The sequence below is a fragment of the Burkholderia sp. AU33545 genome (assembly GCF_020419685.1).
Classification (GTDB): domain Bacteria; phylum Pseudomonadota; class Gammaproteobacteria; order Burkholderiales; family Burkholderiaceae; genus Burkholderia; species Burkholderia diffusa.
This window is the reverse complement of sequence record NZ_JAIZRQ010000003.1, coordinates 152,952-172,192: the sequence shown is the minus strand read 5'-3', so window position 1 is coordinate 172,192 and position 19,241 is coordinate 152,952. Positions and strand designations below refer to the sequence as shown.

15 protein-coding genes are annotated in these 19,241 nt (G+C 66.8%); 1 reads left to right on the top strand and 14 read right to left on the bottom strand.

Annotated elements, in window-relative coordinates; genetic code table 11:
• The 10 genes from LGM71_RS10840 to LGM71_RS10795 form a co-directional block, all read right to left on the bottom strand.
• Entirely contained in the window at positions 1-1,167 is a 1,167-nt protein-coding gene (locus LGM71_RS10840) for a glycosyltransferase family 4 protein (protein WP_124621117.1), read from the bottom strand.
• Entirely contained in the window at positions 1,167-2,351 is a 1,185-nt protein-coding gene (locus tag LGM71_RS10835) for a glycosyltransferase family 4 protein (RefSeq protein ID WP_226114833.1), read from the bottom strand. The genes LGM71_RS10840 and LGM71_RS10835 overlap by 1 nt, the downstream gene beginning before the upstream one ends.
• Positions 2,348-3,814, bottom strand: coding sequence for an O-antigen ligase family protein (locus tag LGM71_RS10830; RefSeq protein ID WP_059531583.1), 1,467 nt, complete (start codon positions 3,812-3,814; stop codon positions 2,348-2,350). The genes LGM71_RS10835 and LGM71_RS10830 overlap by 4 nt, the downstream gene beginning before the upstream one ends.
• Positions 3,815-3,824: 10 nt before the next feature.
• The gene (locus LGM71_RS10825; RefSeq protein WP_059601642.1) at positions 3,825-4,961 is read right to left on the bottom strand and encodes a glycosyltransferase family 4 protein; all 1,137 of its coding nucleotides are present in this window, start codon (positions 4,959-4,961) and stop codon (positions 3,825-3,827) included.
• Positions 4,962-5,004: 43 nt separating this feature from the next.
• The gene (locus tag LGM71_RS10820; RefSeq protein WP_124621113.1) at positions 5,005-5,964 is read right to left on the bottom strand and encodes a glycosyltransferase family 2 protein; all 960 of its coding nucleotides are present in this window, start codon (positions 5,962-5,964) and stop codon (positions 5,005-5,007) included.
• A 62-nt stretch (positions 5,965-6,026) separates the two neighbouring features.
• Positions 6,027-8,252, bottom strand: coding sequence for a polysaccharide biosynthesis tyrosine autokinase (locus LGM71_RS10815; protein WP_124621111.1), 2,226 nt, complete (start codon positions 8,250-8,252; stop codon positions 6,027-6,029).
• Positions 8,253-8,302: 50 nt separating this feature from the next.
• The gene (locus LGM71_RS10810; RefSeq protein ID WP_124621109.1) at positions 8,303-9,481 is read right to left on the bottom strand and encodes a polysaccharide biosynthesis/export family protein; all 1,179 of its coding nucleotides are present in this window, start codon (positions 9,479-9,481) and stop codon (positions 8,303-8,305) included.
• Positions 9,475-9,918 (bottom strand): low molecular weight protein-tyrosine-phosphatase, encoded by a 444-nt coding sequence (locus LGM71_RS10805; RefSeq protein ID WP_059531598.1) that lies wholly within the window; start codon positions 9,916-9,918, stop codon positions 9,475-9,477. The genes LGM71_RS10810 and LGM71_RS10805 overlap by 7 nt, the downstream gene beginning before the upstream one ends.
• Positions 9,919-9,958: 40 nt before the next feature.
• The gene (locus LGM71_RS10800) at positions 9,959-11,374 is read right to left on the bottom strand and encodes a UDP-glucose dehydrogenase family protein (RefSeq protein WP_059531601.1); all 1,416 of its coding nucleotides are present in this window, start codon (positions 11,372-11,374) and stop codon (positions 9,959-9,961) included.
• A 71-nt stretch (positions 11,375-11,445) separates the two neighbouring features.
• Positions 11,446-12,819 carry an undecaprenyl-phosphate glucose phosphotransferase gene (locus LGM71_RS10795; RefSeq protein WP_124621107.1) on the bottom strand — a complete coding sequence of 458 codons (1,374 nt, stop codon included), beginning with the start codon at positions 12,817-12,819 and terminating at the stop codon, positions 11,446-11,448.
• A 427-nt stretch (positions 12,820-13,246) separates the two neighbouring features.
• On the opposite strand from LGM71_RS10795, the gene LGM71_RS10790 reads away from it, so the two are divergent.
• On the top strand, positions 13,247-14,773 hold the full coding sequence (locus LGM71_RS10790) for a mannose-1-phosphate guanylyltransferase/mannose-6-phosphate isomerase (protein ID WP_059601636.1): 1,527 nt from the start codon (positions 13,247-13,249) through the stop codon (positions 14,771-14,773).
• A gap of 121 nt (positions 14,774-14,894) precedes the next feature.
• On the opposite strand, the gene LGM71_RS10785 is transcribed toward LGM71_RS10790, so the two are convergent.
• From LGM71_RS10785 to LGM71_RS10770, 4 genes are all read right to left on the bottom strand, one after another.
• Positions 14,895-15,836: a transposase gene (locus LGM71_RS10785; protein ID WP_124621104.1), complete on the bottom strand. Its 942-nt coding sequence runs from the start codon at positions 15,834-15,836 to the stop codon at positions 14,895-14,897.
• A gap of 733 nt (positions 15,837-16,569) precedes the next feature.
• Positions 16,570-17,151 carry a DUF3501 family protein gene (locus LGM71_RS10780; protein ID WP_059601633.1) on the bottom strand — a complete coding sequence of 194 codons (582 nt, stop codon included), beginning with the start codon at positions 17,149-17,151 and terminating at the stop codon, positions 16,570-16,572.
• Between the two features lie 44 nt (positions 17,152-17,195).
• Positions 17,196-18,533, bottom strand: a complete 1,338-nt coding sequence (locus tag LGM71_RS10775) for a heterodisulfide reductase-related iron-sulfur binding cluster (RefSeq protein WP_226114832.1) — start codon at positions 18,531-18,533, stop codon at positions 17,196-17,198.
• A gap of 123 nt (positions 18,534-18,656) precedes the next feature.
• Positions 18,657-19,079 (bottom strand): rubrerythrin family protein, encoded by a 423-nt coding sequence (locus LGM71_RS10770; RefSeq protein WP_059466550.1) that lies wholly within the window; start codon positions 19,077-19,079, stop codon positions 18,657-18,659.
• Positions 19,080-19,241: the final 162 nt, after the last annotated feature.

Here is a 19,241-nt window from a genome sequence, read left to right as displayed (position 1 = left end):
TTACCCCGCCGCCTGGATCGCCTCTTCGTACACGCCGGCGACGCGGCGCGCGATCACCGCGTTGTCGAAATGGTCGCGCGCGTAGCGCTTGCACGCGGCCTCGTCCGGCAGCGTGATCGCGCCCGACAGCGCGCCGCCGAGCCCTTCCGCGATCGCATCCGCGCCCGTCGACGGCAGCACGAGATCGTCGGACAACCCGGCCACCGCCTCCGGCAGCCCGCCGACCGGCGTCACCAGCACCGGCGTGCCGGACGCCAGCGATTCGACCGTGATCAGCCCGAAGCCTTCGAGCGCGACCGTCGGCACGACGCTGACCGTCGCCGCGCGGTACAGCGCCGCGAGATGATGGTCGGGCACGAACCCGAGCAGCTTCACGTTGTCCTGCAACCCAGCGTCGTCGATGCGCTGCTGCAGTTCCTCGCCGATCTTGCCTTTGCCGGCGATCAGCAGCAGCACGTCCGGGTGACGGTGCTTGACGAGACCGATCGCGTCGATCAGGTCTTCCAGCCCCATGCGCCGCACGAGCCGGCGCACGGCCAGCACGATCGGCCGGTCCTGCGGCAGTTGCAGCTTGTGCCGCGCCTCGGCCGGCGTGAGCGGCGTATCGAACTGCGCGGTATCGACGCAGCCGGGAATCACGCGCACGCGCGACGGATCGATGCCGTAGCGGTTCGTCAGGATCTGGCCGAAGGCCTGCGACAGCACGATCAGGCGCGACGAGCGCGTATAGACGGCCTGTTCGAGATAGCGCTTCGCGCGCTGCCCGAGCGACGCGGCGCCCTCGACCTGGCTTTCGTCGGCCCACGGCCCCTGGAAATGCGACACCTGCGGAATCCCGCGCGTCACGTCGAGGCCCGGGAACGTGTACAGCGCGAAGTGCGACGAAATCACGTCCGGACGCTCGCTGCGGATCTCGTCGCGCAACGCGCGGCGCGCGGCGAGCATGCGGCGCGCAAGCGGCTGCGACGCGGGTCCGAAGCCCTGGATCGCACCGCCCGTGTCGTCGGCGACCTTCGGCGAGCCGGCAACGAGCCCGCGCACCTCGACGCCCGCACCGGGCAGCGCGCCGACGAGCGAGTAGTACATCCGGTCGAGGCCGCCCGCGCGTTCGGGGAACCAGTGCATGCCAATCTGCAACGATTTGATCGGCCGGGAAGATTGGGACATTACGACTGCTCCTGCGTAACCGCATGCTCGACCCGCTCGAAGGCGGACGGCTGCGAGGGTTGGCCGATGCGCCGGTATAGCGCGACATACTGGGCGCCCATGTGGGCCCAGCCGAAACGGGTCATCAGTTCGCGGGCCGCGTCGCCCATCGCGCGACAGGTGTCGCGCGACGCCGCGAGCGAGCCGATCGCCTGCGCGAGCGCGGCCGGATCGTCGGGGTCCTCCAGCACGATCCCGCAGTCGCGCGTAATGATTTCCGCGCCGCCGGCGGTGCGCGCGGTGACGACCGGCAGCCCGGCCGCCATTGCTTCCAGCAGCGACAGGCTCATCGCTTCGTAGCGCGACGGAAACACGTAGGCGTCGACCGAGCGCATCAGCGTCGGCATGTTCTTCACGAGACCGAGGAAATGCACGCGCGAATCGATGCCGAGCGCGCGCGCCTCGTCCGGATACGGGCTGCCGGGCAGATAGCCCGCCACCGCGAGATGGACGTTCGCCGGCAGCTTCGTCAGCGCCTTCAGCACGGTGCCGAGGTTCTTGCGCGGCGTGCGCAGGTCGCCGACGAACAGCAGCAGGAACGCATCGTCCGGCAGCTTGAACGCCGCGCGATCGGCCTGCGCGCCCGCGAACGCGCTGCCGTCGACGCCGTTGTAGATCACGCTGATCTTGCCGCTGTCGATGCCGAGCCCGGCGATCTCGTCGGCCACCTTCTGCGACACGGCCGTGATCGCGCGCGAACGCCGGTACGCCCAGCGCTCGAGCGCCGTATTCACGCGCGTGTAGACGTACTGGTAGGCCGACCACATCCCCTTCGTCAGCCCGAACGGGTAATACGGGCTCTTGAACCAGCCGCCGTGCACGAAGTGCGCGGTATTCACGTCGGCCTTGATCCACGAAATGAAGCCGTTTACGTGCAGCACGTCGTACTCGCTGCGATGCGCGCGCAGCCACCACGCGCTCTTCAGCGCGAACACCTGCTGCTTGACGAGATTCGACGGCCAGAAGCCGCCGACCTTCACTGGCACCCAGCGCACGCGCGGGTCGGCAAGCAGCTCGGGCGCGACATGCGACGCGACCAGCGTGACCTCGTAGTTCTCGGCCAGCGCCGCGCGCGCGATTTCGTAATTGACGCGGCCCTGCCCGTCGTTATGTCGCACGACGTGCGTGACGATCGCGATTCTCAATGGTCGCCTCCCCGTGAACGCGCGGCGGCCAGCAGGCGCTGTGCCTTCTGCCAGTGCGCCGCGGATAGTATTGAAAAAATGGCCGTGAACAGCAGCAGGCCGCCCGTGCCGATCAGCGAGTTCGTGAACACGAGCATCGCGAACACCGACAGGCACAGGCTCAGGCATGCGCCGACGAACTTGTCCTTGCGCAGCTTGAACGCCGCGCGCAGGGTGCGGGCGAGCAGCATCACGACGCCCGACAGGTACAGCAGCGTGCCGGGCCAGCCGAGCACGAACGGCACGTTCATCACGCCGCTGTCGAAGCTGCCGTACTTGCCGAGCTCGCCGCTGTCGCTCGACAGCTTGGTGGACGCGCCGGTCGCGCCCATCCCCTCGCCGGCGACGTCGGTGAACGCCGTTTGCGCGAAGGTCGCGTAGAACTTGTTGCGGTCGTCGTAGCTGCGGTCGTCCTTCAGGTTCGTGATCGATTGCAGGCGCGCGCCGAGGCGGTCGGCCACCGGCCCGACGGTCAGCAGCGGCACGCATAGCCCGACCAGCACGACACCGCTGATCAGGATCCGCATCCGCACGCGGTTGCTCGACTGCACGAGCTGGATCGCGAGCGCGATCACCCAGCCGCCCCAGGTCGAGCGCACGAGACACAGCGCGAACGACACGAAGCCGGCGGCGCCCGCGAACCAGCGGACCTTCTGCGGCGCGGCGAACACGAACACCAGCGCGCCCATGATCGCGAACGCGAACGGCCCCGACGAGTTCATCGTGCTGAAGACGCGGACACCGTACGGCACCGGCTCGCCCTGCGAACCCATGTCCGACCCGATCATCCACAGCACGTCCCACTGCGGCATCACGAAGTACTGCACGACGCCGTACACGCCCATCACGAGCATGCCCCACATGAACGTGGACAGCAGCACGTCGCGGTACTCGGGATAGTCGCGCGAGTTGACCATGATGTGAAAGCCGATCAGCACCGGGTACACCCAGTTCGCGAGGTCGTAGGTCGCGGCCATCACGCCGCTCGACACGATCCCGACCAGATATGCATACGTCAGCCCGAACAGCATCAGCAGCACGGGAATCCCGCGCCGCTGCGCAAGCACGCGGTAATGCCTGAGCAGCCCGAACCCGGCGATCATCGTCACCGCGAGCGGCGCGACCTGGATCAGGCTCGTCGGCGTGAACGCGCCCTTCGACCAGTCGGCGAGACGTCGAACTTCGGGGCTCAGGAACCACACCCACCACATGAAGCCGACGTAGCGCGCCGGGCTCTTGAAATACAGCCAGATGCCGACCGCGATGGCCAGCACCGGAAACGCGAGCGTCAGCACCTTGCCCTGGTGAATGGCGATCAGCGCGGCGGTAAACGTCCACAGCCCCGCCTGCCCGACCCAGTGCTTCGGTTCGGGCAACCGGCTGCGGCTGCGCGACGGTGCGCGTTCGGCGGCAATCGTACTCATCGATCCGTTCTCACCGCGACGACGGGCGCGAATCCGCGAGCGGCATCGCGAGACCGGCCGCCGCCGGCGTGCGACGCCGGCGCAGCATGTCGCGCGTGATCCGCACGTGCTGTTCGGCGAACGCCTGCGTGGTCAGGTCGCGCTCGCGCAGGCACGCGGCCGCGGCACGCGCGCATTCGAGCGCGGCGGCCGGATCGGCCACGAAGCGATCGGCGGCCTGGCGCATCGCCGCTGCGTCGAACGCCGGCACGTAGGCGGCCGTATCGTGCGGGAAGTAGTCGCTGAGCCCGCCGACGTCGGACACGATCATCGGCTTGCCGACCGCCGCCGCCTCGAGCATCACCGTGATGCCCGACGCGTGGAAGTTCGGCCGCAGCGGCACGACGATCACGTCGGCCCACGCGTACAGTTCGTGCTGCTTCGCGAGGCCCGACGCCGAGCCGATCTTCACGTTCGGTGCATGCCACTCGCGCGGCACGCGGCGCCGCGTCGCGAGCCGCACGTCGTAGCGCTCGTCGCCGCCGAACGCGGCGAGGAACGTGCGCCAGTCGCGGTCGCGGTCGTTGCCGATCGCGGCGATCCGCAGCGGCCGGTTCGGCTGCCACTGCTGCGGCTCGGTGAGCGGGAAGTCCTGCGTGTTCAGCCCGTAGTAGACGAACTCGGCCTCGCGCCCGAGAAAGCGGCGGCACAGCTCGGCGTTGTCGCGGGCGAGCGTCGTCAGCGCGTCGGCCCGCGCGAGCAGCTTGCGGTACAGCCAGCGGCGCGGGCCGCCGAACGTGTTCCACTTGTCGAACAGCCACACGCTCTGCGCGAGCAGCAGCGGGCGCTTGCCTTGTGCGCCGGCGAGCTTCAGGATCAGCGCGGCGGCGAGATGCTCCTGCTCGGTGTGCGTCCAGATCACGTCGGTGCCCAACAACGCCGCGCGATTGCGCCACGCATGCACGACGTCGAAGCCAAGCGCTGCCTTCAGCGCACGGCGCACGAGGCTCGCGACGCGGTTCTCGCGCCGGTCCTGCGAATAGGTCAGCCGGAATTCGTCGGATTCCGCGTGGTGATAGCCGTACAGGCAGCCGATGTTCTCGCCTTTCCGGTAAGTACGCGGATCGGCGCCGTAGAACAGGTGGACGTGAACCTTCGTGGAATTCATGCAAGCCCTCCGGGGATGGCCGCGCGTCGTGCGCGCAGCCCGTTCAAGACGTCACCGGCGGCATCGCCGCACGATGGGGGGCAAGGTCGGCGCGGCGCGCATCGCGTGCGCCGCGGCGCACCGCGCGCCAGTGCTCGCGCACACGGTCGCGCCGCGCGGTATGCAGCGACAGCAGCACGTGCGCGAAGCCCGGATAGACGCGCGTGCCGATCAGCGTCCACCACCACCAAGCGATTTCGCGCCGCACCGGCGGCAGATGCTCGCGCAGGATCAGGTGCAGGTTGTACGCGCCGTTGCTGATCGCATTCAGCGATGCCGCATCGCGCCGGTCGTCGTCGAAACGCTCGGCCGGAAAATGATCGACCGCGATCGCCGGGTCGTAGACGAGCTTCCAGCCGTCACGCTGCACCTGCATGCTGAAACCCATGTCGTTGTGCACCTGCGCGCCGGCGCCGCGCAGCCGCGTGTCGAAGCGCAGACGTTCGATCGCGGCGCGGCGGTAGCTCATGTTCGCGCCCTTGAGCATGTCGACTTCGCGCGCGCCGCCGACGCCCAGATGATGGTTGCCGACGATCTTGCCGGACAGCGTGAGCTGGCCGACGAGCTCGCGCGACTCGTCGAGCACGCGGCCCTTCTCGTGCACCCAGTCGCGGCCGCCGACCGCACCGACGCGCGGATCGGCCAGGAACACGGCTTCGACGCGCGCGAGCCAGTCGGCGCGCGGCGCCGCGTCGTCGTCGGTGATCGCGACGATGTCGCCGCTCGCCGAGTCGAGCCCCTTGTTCAGCGCGGCGACCTGCCCCGGCACGTCCACCGGCACGATCCGCAGCGGCAGCATGCCGCCGACCGCTGGATCGGCGAGGCGCTCGTGCGTGGCATCGTCCTCCGGGCGCGCGACGACGATCACCTCGTCGGGCAGCCGCTGCTGGCGCTGCAGCGCCAGCAGGCAGCGCGCGAGGTCGGCGGGACGCCTGTAGGTCGGAACGAGCACGGAAATTTTCATCGAGGGTTCTCCAGTCGGCCGGGCCGGCGCTGCGCACGCCGGCCCGGTTTCGTGCAATGCCGTCAGGCGCTCAGGTATTCGTGGACGGCCGCATAGCCGCGGCCGTAGCCGCGCGCCTTCGGCGGCACGCCGTTGAAGATCCCGCCTTCCAGATCGACGCCCGCGGTACGCAGGCGCTTGATCGCGTCGGCGATCTCGCCTTCGGTATGCATGCCCGAGCGCAGCACCAGGAAGGTCGCGCCGGCCATGCGGCCGATGATGGTCGCGTCGGTCACCGCCAGCACCGGCGGCGAGTCGATCAGCACGACGTCGTAGCGCTTGCCGAGCCCTTCGAGGTATTGCGGCAGGCGCGTCGACATCAGCAGCTCCGACGGGTTCGGCGGGCGCGTGCCGGCCGAGATGAACGACAGGCCCTGCACCGGCGTCTCGCGGATCGCCTCCTCGAGCGGCGACTGATCGCTCAGCAGTTCGGACAGACCCGGCTGCGCGGTGAGGCCGAAGTAGCGGTCGAGCATGCCGCGACGCATGTCGGCGTCGATCAACAGCACGCGCTTGCCCGAATGCGCGAGCAGCACCGCGAGGTTGACCGTCAGGAAGCTCTTGCCGATGCCCGGCGTCGGGCCGGTCAGCACGATCACGCGGTTCTTCGCATCCATCATCGCGAACTGCATCGCGGTGCGCAGGCTGCGCATGCTTTCGACGCTCAGGTCCTTCGGACGCAGGCTCGCGAGGATCGGCCGCGCGCGGCCGCCGCCCTTCTCGGCCATGGCGTCGAGCTTCACCTGCTCGGTGCTTTGCGGCACCAGTCCGTAAAGCGGCAGGTTGAACGTGCGCTCGACGCGATCCGGATCCTCGATGCCCTGGAACAGGTTGCGGCGCAGGAACACGACGCCGGTGCCGAGGATCAGCCCGAGGAATACCGCGGCCGACAAGATCAGCACCTTCTTCGGCTTGACCGGATCGCCCGGGCGCAGCGCGGAATCGACGAGGTGGATGTTGCCGCCCGTGCCGGCCTTCTGCACCGACAGCTCCTGCACGCGGTTCAGCAGCAGCACGTAGATGTCCTCGGCGACCTTCGCGTCGCGCTGGAGCTGGACGGCCTTCACTTCGGTCGCCGGCAGGCTGCGGAAGCGGTTGCTGAACTTGTCCTTCTCGCCCTGCAGTTCCGCGAGCTGCTGCTTCGCGGCGATCACCATCGGGTGCGAATCGGTGAAGCGCTGCGCGAGCGATGCGAGCTGCAGGCGCTGGGCCGCGATCTGCTGCTCGTACTGCACGCTGCCTTCGAGGTAGACCTTCGCCTCGTCGCTCGCGTTGATCGAGCCGGACGTGCGCTGATACTGCGTCAGCGCGGCTTCCGCCCGCTCGAGATCGGACTTCAGGCGCGGCTCCTCGCCCTTCAGGAAGTCGAGCATCTTGGTCGCTTCGGCCTGCTTCGCGATCACGTGCTGGTTCAGGTACGACTGCGCGAGCGCGTTCGCGATCGCGGCGGTCTGGTCCGGGTCCTTGCCTTCGAGCGAAATCTGCACGACGCCCGTCTGCTTGCCCTGCTCGGACACCTGGATGCCCGACTGGAAGCCGGTGATCGCGTCGAGATCGTTGTAGCGGACCACCGTGAATTGCGTGCCCGGACGCGCGACCAGCTTCTGCACAAGCAGCGTCACGCCGCCGCCCTGCTCCGATTCGCCGACACGGCCCGACAGCAGGCGGCTGCCGTTCGCGTCGACGAGCGTGTAGGTGCCGTTCGGACCGGCCGTCAGCGTCAGCTTCTTGCCTTCGAGCGCGGGCACGACGTTGATCGTGTCGATGTCGGCGACTTCGCCGCCCCATGCGTACGACCGCAGGCCGAACCAGGCGCGCGAAGGCTCGCCGGGCGTCGCGACGCGCGCGGACAGGCTGCCGAGCAGCGGAATCGTCTTCGGCACGACCGAGAAGTTCAGCTTGAACTGCTCGACGACCGGCGTGACGACGCCGCGGCTCTTGATGATCTCGATTTCCGCGTCGGTCTGCGCTTGCTGCGGGCCGCTGTTGATCGTCGCACCCGTCTGCGTCTGCGTGAGCGCCTGCGACGTGTTGTCGTTGCTCTCGACCCGCACGTGCACATCCGCCTGATACACCGGTTTCGCGATGTAGCAGTAGAGGCCGGCGAGCGCGATGACGGTCACCGCGATGCCGAGCAGCAGCCAGATGTCGTCCATCAGCACCTGGAGCAGCTGGCCGAGGACGACGTCCTCTTCCTCGGTTTTCGCGGTCAGATCCGCGTAGGCGTGTTTTGCTTGCGTGTTCACCATTCGTTCCCGCTTGAGTGGTGCCGGGGGGCAGACGCCACCCCGGCGGGCTATCAGCGCGTGATTTGCCGCATGTAGAAGATCGTCTGGATCGTCGGCAGCACCTGCTGCAGCACACGGTTGAACTGCACCGAGCTGGCCGTGCTGACGTAAACGACGTCAAGCGGCTGGAGCGGGAAGCGGCTCGACAGCATCAGCGCATCCGGCTGCGTCATGTCGAGACGGAACACTTCCGGCTTCGTCGGGTTGTCACGCATCCCGCGCATCACGTAGATCTTGCGCGGGTTCGCATCGGTGTCGAGGATGCCGCCGCCGGCCGTCAGCGCGTCGGCGATGGTCAGCCTGCCCTTGAGCATCGGCACCGTGACCGGCGTCTTGACCTCGCCCATGATGAACACGCGGCTGTCGCTGCGGTCCGGCACGTTGACGATGTCGCCCTGCTGCAGCATCACGTTCTGCTTCACTTCGCCGCGGTCGAGCACGCCGTTCGCGTCGAGCGTGTAGAGCTTGCCGTCGCGCGTCAGGCGCACGCGCTGCAGGTCGGCCTCGGCGGTCGAGCCGCCCGAGCGCGAGATCGCGTCGACGAGCGTCAGCGGCACGTCGCTCATCGCGAGCGGGCCGGGCGTCTTCACCTCGCCCGTCACCTGTACCTTCTGGCTGCGGAACGACAGCACGCGCACATCGAGCTGCGGATTCTTCACGTAGCGCGCAAGGCGCGTGGCCAGCTCGTCGCGCGTCTGCGCGATCGTCTTGCCCGCCACGTGGATGCGGCCGACGAACGGGAAGAAGATCGTGCCGTCGGCGGCCACGGTCTGGCCGTACGGATCGGCCTGGCCCGGCAGCGACGACGAATACGGCTGCTGCAGCGCGCCCGCGATCGTCTGCGTCGTGTTGCCGCCGCTCGAGAACGACTGGCCCTGCGGCGTCGTCAGCTCGGGGTGGTCCCACACGGTGACGCCGAGAATGTCCTGCGGGCCGATGCGGTAAACGTACTGCGACGGATCGGTGTAACGGCCCGGCGGCAGCGGGTGTTCGACCTGCTGCTTCTGCAGCTGATCCATCACCAGCTTCGCGTCGATGTAATGAACCGGATAGGTTTCGGCCTGACCTTGCCGGCCTTCGTCCTTCAGGTTCGACGAGTCGAGATAGTTGCCGGGCGCAGTCGCGCAGGCCGACAGGAAGGTCGTCATCGCGACGGCGAGCGCCAGCGGGCGCATGGGACGTTTCAGCATAGTTTTTGCAGCCATCCTTGAACCAGACGTTCGATCAATGAGTAGCTCTCGCGATAGTCGGCCTCGGGGCCGCCATGCGGATCCGCGATCTCGGCGTCCTCCCACTTGCCCAGCAGGTGAACCTTGCCACGCGCGAACGGATCGACCGATTCGACGGCCTTGATCTGTTCGCGCTCGCTGACGAGAATCAGGTCGGCGTCGCGCACGATCCGTCGCGACAGCCGTCGCGACCGGTGCGTCGTCGCATCGACGCCGCGCTCGGCGAGCAGTTGCCGCATCACCGGATCGATGCCGTCGCCGTCGTTCGCACGCACGCCGGCGGAGTGGAACGTCACGCGCGGGCCGCCGCGCGACGCCGCGTGCGACTTGAACAGCAGTTCCGCCGCCGGGCTGCGGCAGACGTTCGCATGACAGACGATCAGGATGTTCCGGAACATGGCGTCTCGATTCGGGTTACGGGTAACGGCGACGCGCGGGTCACGCGTTCGCGCGCGCGGCGCCCGGCACGCGGGCGGCGACGGCCTGACGCGAGCCGGGGCGGCCGATCGGGTGGTATTCGATGCCCTGCTCGCTCATCGTCTCCGGCTCGTACAGATTGCGGCCGTCGAAGATCACCGGCGATTTCCATTGACGGCCGAGCGCGACGAAATCCGGGCTCTTGAACGCCTTCCATTCGGTGACGATCACGAGCGCGTCGGCATCGCGCGCGGCCTGCGCCTCGTCGTCGACGAACGTGAGACGCTCGAGCCAGCTCGGGTGATCCGCGAGATCGAGCGCGAGCACGCGACGCGCTTCCTGCTGCGCGACCGGGTCGTACGCCGCGATGCGCGCGCCGCGCGACAGCAGCTCGGCGATCAGCTCGCGGCTCGGTGCCTCGCGCATGTCGTCGGTGTTCGGCTTGAACGCGAGCCCCCAGATGGCGAACGTGCGGCCCGTCAGGTCCTCGCCGAAGCGCGCGACGATCTTGTCGGCAAGCACGCGCTTTTGCGTCGCGTTGACCGACGACACGGCCTTCAGGATCTGCAGCGACTGGCCGTGCTCGTCGGCCGTGCGGATCAGCGCCTCGACGTCCTTCGGGAAGCACGAGCCGCCGTAGCCGCAGCCCGCATACAGGAAGTGATAGCCGATGCGCGGATCGGAACCGATCCCGCGGCGCACCGCCTCGATGTCCGCGCCGAAGCGGTCGGCCAGGTTCGCCAGTTCGTTCATGAACGAGATGCGCGTCGCGAGCATCGCGTTCGCCGCGTATTTCGTGAATTCGGCCGAGCGCACGTCCATGTACAGCGTGCGTTCGTGGTTGCGGTTGAACGGCGCGTAGAGCTTCTTCATCAGCTCGCGCGCGCGCTCGCCCGGCACGTCGTCATCGCAGCCGATCACGATGCGGTCCGGCCGCGTGAAATCGTCGACCGCCGCGCCTTCCTTCAGGAATTCCGGATTCGACACGACGGAGAACATCGGGGCGTCGCCGCCGCGCTTCGAGAGTTCCTCGGCCACCGCCGCGCGCACGCGCTCGGCCGTGCCGACCGGCACCGTCGACTTGTCGACGATCACCTTGAAGCCCTTCATGTAGCGGCCGATGTTGCGCGCCGCCGCGAGCACGTACTGCAGGTCGGCCGAGCCGTCCTCGTCGGGCGGCGTGCCGACCGCGATGAACTGCACGTCGCCGTGCGCGACCGCGGCCTCGATGTCGGTCGAGAAGCGCAGGCGGCCCGCCGCGCGGTTGCGCGCGATGACTTCCTTGAGGCCCGGCTCGTGGATCGGCACGCCGCCGTTGTTCAGGACGTCGATCTTTGCCTGATCGACGTCGAGACAGAACACGTCGTGCCCGATGTCGGCGAGACAGGCGCCGGTGACAAGACCTACGTAACCGCTGCCGATGATAGTCAGATTCATGATGTGTCGGACCTCGTGACCAATGATTCGAAATTCGTGAAACCGGAGTGTCTGCGCGGGACGAAACCGCGTCAGTAAGCGTTGCTGCCGGTGAAGCCTTTCCAGAGCGTCAGCACGACGATCTTGATGTCGAGCCAGAACGACCAGTTCTGCATGTAGTACAGATCGAGCTTCACGCGTCCCATCATCTTCTCGATCTGGTCGGTCTCGCCGCGAAAGCCGTTGATCTGCGCCCAGCCGGTGATGCCCGGTTTGATCCGGTAGCGGAACATGTAGCCCTTCACCAGATCCTTGTAGATGTCGTCGTGCGCGAGCGCATGCGGACGCGGACCGACGACCGACATCTCGCCCTTCAGCACATTGATGAACTGCGGCAGTTCGTCGAGGCTCGTGCGGCGCAGGAAGCGGCCGACCGGCGTCACACGCGTGTCGTTCTTGGTGGCCTGCGTGACCTGCCCCGCGACTTCCTGATGCACCTTCATCGAGCGGAATTTGTAGATCTCGAACTCGTGGCCATCGATGCCCTTGCGCTTCTGGCGGAAGAACACCGGCCCGCGCGACGTGAGCTTGATCAGACATGCGATCAGCAGCATCACCGGCGCGAGCGCGGTAAGCGCCGCCAGTGCGAACAGCCGGTCGAACACGAACTTCGGCAGGATCCGCACGTCGGTGATCGGCGACGCCGCGAGGTTGATCGCCGGCACGCCGAGCACCTCGACCACTTCCTGGTTGAAGAACGACAGCGTGCGCACGTCCGGAATGAAACGGATGTTCACGAAGTCGTGGCGGAACACCGTCACGATCTGGTGAATCCGGCGCTCCTCCGTGATCGGCAGCGTGAGCCACAGCTCGCTGATCGCGCGGCTGCGCACCAGCCACACCAGCGATTCGAACTGCCGCTCGATACGCACGTCGTCGAGCGCGACTTCGCCCGGTACTTCGCTTTCGTCGTACACGCACACCGGGTTGAAGCCCGCTTCCGGACGCGCCCGCATCTGTGCGATCAGCCGCCGCGCCGCCGGCGTGCCGCCGACGATCGCCACTGCCTTCAGGTTGTAGCCGCCGCGGCGCAGTTGCCGGAGCACGACGTGCACGCAAGCCTTGGAGCCGGCGAGCAGCGCCATCGTCACCACCGCCCAGTAACCGAGCCACAGTCGCGACAGGTCGCCCGACTGGTGGAAGCTGAAACTCATCAGGATGCCCGCGAGCTCGACCACCAGCCACGCGAACGCGACGCGCCCCACCAGACCGACGAGACGCTTGCCGCGCCACGACTGGTAAATGCCGATGGCCGGAAAGAACACGACGACCAGCAGGCAGTCGAACAGCACCGTCGTGCGCTGCAGGTCGTTGAGCCAGATGCTGCCGCCGTGCAGCGCGGCGGCGATCAACGCCCCCAACACGACCATCGCAATATCGATGACTCTCGCCAGCACGCTCAACATGTCTGCTTCCTCTTTGAACAGGCGTTTGCCGAACAGCTCCTCGTGCAGCCCGTGCCGCACCTTCGATTCAAACGTTGCATGACGCTATTGAAGCGACAAGAAAATCGCTCCTCAAGCGCTCAAGTATTTCGAAAAATAATCGGAAATTCTTGCCGCGACATTTCCGAATTAAATCGGCACGTTTTCCCGAATCGATCGTGAATCGGGATTTTTTCGAGAACTTTACGGTTCCCATGAACCCTTTTCAGGACGGGGCTCCAGCCCGATTCGTCGAATTATTTTTTATTTTTTTATTTGCATCTCATGCCATCGAAGAAAAATTTTCCTGATACGTGCGCGTCGAATATCGCGCAAATCGCGCCGGTTTTATTGTCGATTTACTTCATGCTACAAACAGACACTGACTTCAATCGAGGAGAGTGTCATCATGAATGCTCCGGCCGTGGCAGCCGATACGCGCCCTTCTTCTTCCGCCGCTACCGACGCCGCGACGCGGGTCGCGGTGCAGCCGGTGATCCTTGCAGGCGGTTCGGGCACGCGTCTGTGGCCGATGTCGCGCGAACACTATCCGAAACAGCTGATCGGCCTGCTCGGCGATCATTCGCTGCTGCAATCCACCGCGCTGAGGCTCGACGGCCTCGCGACCGGTCATCCGCTGAACGACGACGTGCTGATCGTGTGCGGTGAGGATCACCGCTTCACGACTGCCGAGCAACTGCGCCTGACCGGCAAGCGTGCATCGATCATGCTCGAGCCGCTCGGCCGCGACACCGCGCCCGCGCTGACGCTCGCCGCGCTGCGAATCGTCGCCGGCGGCGGCGATGCCGTGATGACCGTGATGCCGGCCGACCACGCGGTGGCCGACCAGCCGCGCTTTCATGCGGCCGTCGCGGCCGGCGTGCACTGCGCGGCCCAGGGCAAGATCGCGACGATGGGCATCGTGCCGGGCCGTGCCGAAACGGGCTACGGCTACATCCGCGTCGGCGCGCCGCTCGGCGACGCCGCTACCGGCAACCTCGACGTGCGCCGTCTCGACCGCTTCGTCGAGAAGCCGCATCTCGAACTCGCGCAGCAGTACGTCGCGTCCGGCGAATACTGGTGGAACAGCGGGATCTTCATCGTGCGCGCGTCGGTGTGGCTGAACGCGATCCGCCAGCTCGAACCCGAGATCCTCGCAGCCTGCGAGCAGGCCGTCGCAGGCGGCAAGGACGACGGCGACTTCTTCCGCGTCGACCGCGACGCGTTCGCCGCGTCGCCGTCGAACTCGATCGACTACGCGGTGATGGAGCGGCTCGTGAACCTGCCGCAGCTGTGCGAAGGCGTCGTCGTGCCGCTCGACGCGGGTTGGTCGGACGTCGGTTCGTGGGACGCGATCTGGCAGATCCTGCCGAAGGACGAAGCCGAGAACGTCGGCCGCGGCCACGTGCTGTTCGAAAACGCCGAATCGACTTTCGCGCATTCGGAACACCGGCTCATCGCGTGTGTCGGCACGCGCAATCTCGTCGTCGTCGAAACGCCGGACGCCGTGCTCGTCGCCGACAAATCCTGCGTGCAGGACGTGAAGAAGATCGTCGGGCGCATCAAGGCCGAACGCGGCGCGGAAGCGACCGATCATCGCAAGGTCCATCGCCCGTGGGGTCATTACGACTCGGTCGACATGGGCGAGCGCTTCCAGGTGAAACGCATCGTCGTGAAGCCGGGCGCACGACTGTCGCTGCAGATGCACCATCACCGCGCCGAACACTGGATAGTCGTGCGCGGCACCGCGCGCATCACGCGCGGCGACGAAACCTTCCTGCTGTCGGAAAACGAATCGACGTACATCCCGCTCGGCGTGTCGCACCGTCTCGAGAACCCGGGCAAGATGCCGCTCGAGCTGATCGAAGTGCAGTCGGGCGCGTATCTCGGCGAGGACGACATCGTCCGCTTCGACGATACCTACGGTCGCCAGTGATGCCACGCCTGCCGGGCGCGCCGCCTCGACGGTGCGCCCGGCATCACGGGCATGCCGAAGACAAAAAAACGCGCGGGCGTCGTGACGGACGACGACCCGCGCGTTTTCGTTCGGACGACGATCAACCTACGCGATACGCGTATTCGCGGCGGTCCGCCTGCACGGGATCGTTGCGGCTCTCGGACAACGCGCCCGCACGACGCTCGGCGATGAAGCGCTTGATGTCCGACTCGGCACGTGCCAGCTCGGACAGGCCGGCCAGCACCTCGCTTTGCGGCGCACGCACCGGTTCGTCGCTCGCCCCGTGGCGATCGATCCACTGACGCGCCCAGTCGAGCGCGTACTGCTCCGCTTCCTCCGGATCGGTGAAACGCGGGCCGATCAGGCCCGAGCGCTCGACGCGCCGGTCGTCCTGCGTGATCTCGGCCCACGCGCGGTACATCAGGTTCTGCACCGGTTGCGCGCTGCCGCAGATCGTATAGCCACGGTATTCGTCGACTTGCGGCTCGGCCGCGGCGAAGCTCGCGGCGGACGGACGCCCGTGACGCAGCCCCGCGGGCTGCGCGCCCGGCACCGCGAACGATGCACCGCGCGACGCGTCGTCGGCGGCGTTCGGCATCGCGGTCAGCGTCGCGCCCTCGCCATCCCAAACGTTTGCCTGAGCGACCGGCAGCTGCCACGACTCGGGGTTCTGCCAGAACACGCCGCGCAGACGGTCGTTGTCGGGCACGGGCTCCGCGCGGCATGCCGGCGCGACCGGCACCGGCGGCGGCGGCACGTACGCGAACGTGCGCCCGCTGAACTGGGTGAGCACGTCGATCATCTGCAGCAGCGTGCCGTTCGCGAGCCACTCCTCGTAGCGGCGACGGCACGTCGGCCCGGACGGATAGCGCCCGGGCAGTTTGGACCACGCTTCACCGGTCGTCAGGATCCAGAGAACCGCGTTGGCGACAACGCGCGGTTCGGCTCGCGGACGGCCTCGACGGTTCAGCCGAATGGGTTCATCGGCGATCAGCGTTGAAAGTCGAAACCACTCTTCATCGTTAAGCTCATCGAAGAACATAGTCGATTTCTCCACGCAGCCAGGCCGGGGCTGCGATTGTCGGCGCCGTCGTCACGCATCGCGTCACGGGGCGGCCCGGTTGCACATTATGGTTATCCGGTCGTTGTGCATGCCGGTGCGACACCGCACTTTCACGGTGCCGCCATTCACGGCAATGGCGCACAAACTACGGTCTCACTCCAATGTGGGAATTTTTGTGCACGAAGCATACCATCCTCAGGGTTTATCTCAATATGACAATGACTTAATGTTACGCACTGAAACAACCTGCCATGGATGCGCAATCCATTTACGCTTGAATTTTTTTACGCGATCGTTATGCGGGGCGCTGGAAAGCCCCGTCTGGCGGGGCTCTGCGGGGTGCGGATGCGGCCGGTCCGGCAGGCCGCCCGACTTGTTCCGACCCTTGCCTGAAACAATTCCGGGAATTGCCGCCGAAAATCGGTAAATCAGGGAAAAATTCGTAACAAGATATTCACGGATCGGTAAATCGTTCAAACTCGATTGAACTGAATTTTCCCCGTGCACAATCTTTTTATTGTTTCTCTGCGAGTAGTGAAAGCGGTCGCGGGTCGATGCACATCGTCTCCCGGCATGCAAGCGTCGACGGGTCTGTTACATCCTCGGCGTAGCAGACAGCCGACAGTGGCGGGCGCAACGATCGGGCGCCGCGTTCCGGGTCGGAACGATGGGGAATCCGCGCGATACGGAAAGCGGCACCCGGCCGCACGCATCAGCGCAGATCGCCGGCCAGCGACGCGGCGACGTCCGCGTCCACCCGTTGCGGCGGCATCGTGTAGGCCGGGTGATCGCAGCCGATCGACAGCGTCGCGCCGCCCTTGAGCGCCGCGCGCATCGGCTCGCCCAGTTCGAAGCGCACGAAATGCACGGCCGAGGTCTTCTCCGCGTTGTCGCGGTCCAGATCCTCGTCGGCGATCGCATAGACGTCAGGGTGCCCGTCGACCCGCAGGTACACGCGATCCTCGACGCCGATCAGCCGCGCGAGCGCCGCCCGCCGTTCGGCCTCGTGCTCGTATTCGATCTGCAGCGTTGCCTTCAGGTTGGTGCCGTCGGGCACGAGCGGCAGATAGGCTTCCAGTTCACCTTCGATGCCGGCCTCGTCGAAGATCTTCTCGATGTGCAGCATTTCCTGGATCTGGTAGCGGATCGTGGTCTCGTCCTCGAACAGCAGGCGCAGATGGTTGCCCAGCGCCACCGCGCGGCGGCGCTTGTACGCGACGAGCCGCGCGTGTTCGGTCTTGCGGATCTTCGCGTACGCTTCGAGCGTCAGCAGCGAGTCGCGGGTCAGCGTCATGGCGTGTCCTTGGATAGCGTCGATGTCTTCGTGGCGCGGCCGGTTCAGATACCGTACGCGCGGCGCAGCAGCGTCAGCGGATGCGCGAGCGGCGCGGCGGGCAAGCCTTTCTCGTCGATGCCCTGCACGATGTGATGCCCGGCGAGCGCGCAGTCCGACGACACGACATCCGGCTTCGGCTCGGCCATCGCCTTGAACACCGGCGCACCGATCCGCATCGCGTCCGCATGGAAGGCCTTTTTCACGCCGAACGTGCCCGCATGCCCCGAGCAGCGCTCGACGACGTTCACGCGCGTATCGGGCACGAGCGACAGCGTGTCGGCCGTCTTGCGGCCGATGTTCTGCACACGCGCGTGGCACGGCACGTGATACGACACGGTGCCGAGGCCCTGCTTGAAGTCGGTCTTCAGCAAACCGTCGCGATGCCGCGCGATCACGTATTCGAACGGATCCCAGAATGCATCGGCCACCGCGCGCACGGCGTCGTCGCCGGGAAACATCAGCGGCAGTTCGCTCTTGTACATCAGCACGCAGCTCGGGATGGCGCCGATCAGCGCATAGCCTTCGCGCGCATAACGCTCCAGCACCGGAATGTTCACGGCCTTCTTCGCGGCGACGCCCGCAAGGTTGCCCTGCTCGAGGAGCGGCATCCCGCAGCACGCTTCGCGCGTGACGAGCTCGTACGGGATCTCGTTGTGCGCGAGGATCGCCAGCAGGTCGTGGCCGATCCCCGGCTCGTTGAAGTTCACGTAGCACGTCGCGTAAATCGCGACCTTGCCGGGCGTGCGTTCGCCGTCACGTACCGGCAGCCCGTCCGAGCGCTTCGCGGCACGCCGAAACTTGCGCGGCGCGAACTCCGGCAACCATGCGTTGCGATCGACGCCGAGCGCCGCCTCGAGCGCGTGGCGCGCCGGCGGCGTACGATTCACCGCGTTCACCGTCTGCGTGACGATCGGAATGCCCGCGAAATGCCCGAGCGCGTCGGTGTTCGACAGCACCTTGTCGCGCAGCGGCGCCTCTCCGCGGTTGTAGCGCGCTGCCTTGCCGCGCAGCATCAGGTGCGGGAAGTCGACGTTCCATGCGTGCGGCGGCACGTACGGGCATTTCGTCATGTAGCAGAGGTCGCACAGGTAGCACTGGTCGACGACCTTGCCGAACGCCTCCTTCGGCACTTCCTCGATGTCGCCCATCGGCGTTTCGTCGACGAGATCGAACAGCGTGGGAAACGCGCCGCACAACGACACGCAGCGCCGGCACCCGGCGCAGATGTCGAACACGCGCGTCATTTCCGCATCGATCGCGGCCTGGTCGTAGAACGCTTCGGACTGCCAGTCGAGCGGATGCCGCGTCGGGGCTTCGAGACTGCCTTCCTTGTGTGGCATGGGGCGCTCCAGCGTAGCGCGCATGCGCGCGGACTCGCCGCCCGCGTGATGCGGGCAGCGATCGACGCACGGCCGGCCGCAGGATGTCCGGCCGGGCCGTGCTGCCTTGCTGCCGGACCCGCGTCAGTCGACGAGTGCGTCGAGCGCCTTCGTATATCGGTTGGCGTGGCTGCGTTCTGCCTTCGCGAGCGTCTCGAACCAGTTCGCGATTTCGTCGAAGCCTTCGTCGCGCGCCGTCTTCGCCATGCCCGGATACATGTCGGTGTATTCGTGCGTCTCGCCGGCGATCGCCGATTCGAGGTTCAGCCGCGACGAGCCGAACGGCAGCCCCGTCGCCGGATCGCCGACTGCCTCCAGGTATTCGAGGTGGCCGTGCGCGTGGCCCGTTTCGCCTTCGGCAGTCGAGCGGAACAGCGCGGCGACGTCGTTCTGGCCTTCGACGTCGGCCTTCGAAGCGAAATACAAATAGCGCCGGTTCGCTTGCGATTCGCCCGCGAATGCGGCCTTCAGATTCTCTTCGGTCTTGCTGCCCTTGAGTTGAGCCATGTGTGCCTCCGTTCGAGCCGGCGCGGCCGCGTGCGAAGCCTGGCCGATGATGTATGTGGGGCACGAAGCGTATGCCGGACGCGCACGCTTCGTGCCTTTTAATCTAGGCGCTGGCGTTCGCATCCCCCAATAGGCTTTTTCAATCCGCGCGATAGCGGAGGG

What these genes read in the sequence shown, in the direction of transcription:
- LGM71_RS10840 (WP_124621117.1), bottom strand. Translation starts at nt 1,167, where the DNA reads ATGTCCCAATCTTCCCGGCCGATCAAATCGTTGCAGATTGGCATGCAC.
- LGM71_RS10830 (WP_059531583.1), bottom strand. Translation starts at nt 3,814, where the DNA reads ATGAGTACGATTGCCGCCGAACGCGCACCGTCGCGCAGCCGCAGCCGG.
- LGM71_RS10825 (WP_059601642.1), bottom strand. Translation starts at nt 4,961, where the DNA reads ATGAATTCCACGAAGGTTCACGTCCACCTGTTCTACGGCGCCGATCCG.
- LGM71_RS10820 (WP_124621113.1), bottom strand. Translation starts at nt 5,964, where the DNA reads ATGAAAATTTCCGTGCTCGTTCCGACCTACAGGCGTCCCGCCGACCTC.
- LGM71_RS10815 (WP_124621111.1), bottom strand. Translation starts at nt 8,252, where the DNA reads ATGGTGAACACGCAAGCAAAACACGCCTACGCGGATCTGACCGCGAAA.
- LGM71_RS10810 (WP_124621109.1), bottom strand. Translation starts at nt 9,481, where the DNA reads ATGCTGAAACGTCCCATGCGCCCGCTGGCGCTCGCCGTCGCGATGACG.
- LGM71_RS10805 (WP_059531598.1), bottom strand. Translation starts at nt 9,918, where the DNA reads ATGTTCCGGAACATCCTGATCGTCTGTCATGCGAACGTCTGCCGCAGC.
- LGM71_RS10800 (WP_059531601.1), bottom strand. Translation starts at nt 11,374, where the DNA reads ATGAATCTGACTATCATCGGCAGCGGTTACGTAGGTCTTGTCACCGGC.
- LGM71_RS10795 (WP_124621107.1), bottom strand. Translation starts at nt 12,819, where the DNA reads ATGTTGAGCGTGCTGGCGAGAGTCATCGATATTGCGATGGTCGTGTTG.
- LGM71_RS10790 (WP_059601636.1), top strand. Translation starts at nt 13,247, where the DNA reads ATGAATGCTCCGGCCGTGGCAGCCGATACGCGCCCTTCTTCTTCCGCC.
- LGM71_RS10785 (WP_124621104.1), bottom strand. Translation starts at nt 15,836, where the DNA reads ATGTTCTTCGATGAGCTTAACGATGAAGAGTGGTTTCGACTTTCAACG.
- LGM71_RS10780 (WP_059601633.1), bottom strand. Translation starts at nt 17,151, where the DNA reads ATGACGCTGACCCGCGACTCGCTGCTGACGCTCGAAGCGTACGCGAAG.
- LGM71_RS10775 (WP_226114832.1), bottom strand. Translation starts at nt 18,533, where the DNA reads ATGCCACACAAGGAAGGCAGTCTCGAAGCCCCGACGCGGCATCCGCTC.
- LGM71_RS10770 (WP_059466550.1), bottom strand. Translation starts at nt 19,079, where the DNA reads ATGGCTCAACTCAAGGGCAGCAAGACCGAAGAGAATCTGAAGGCCGCA.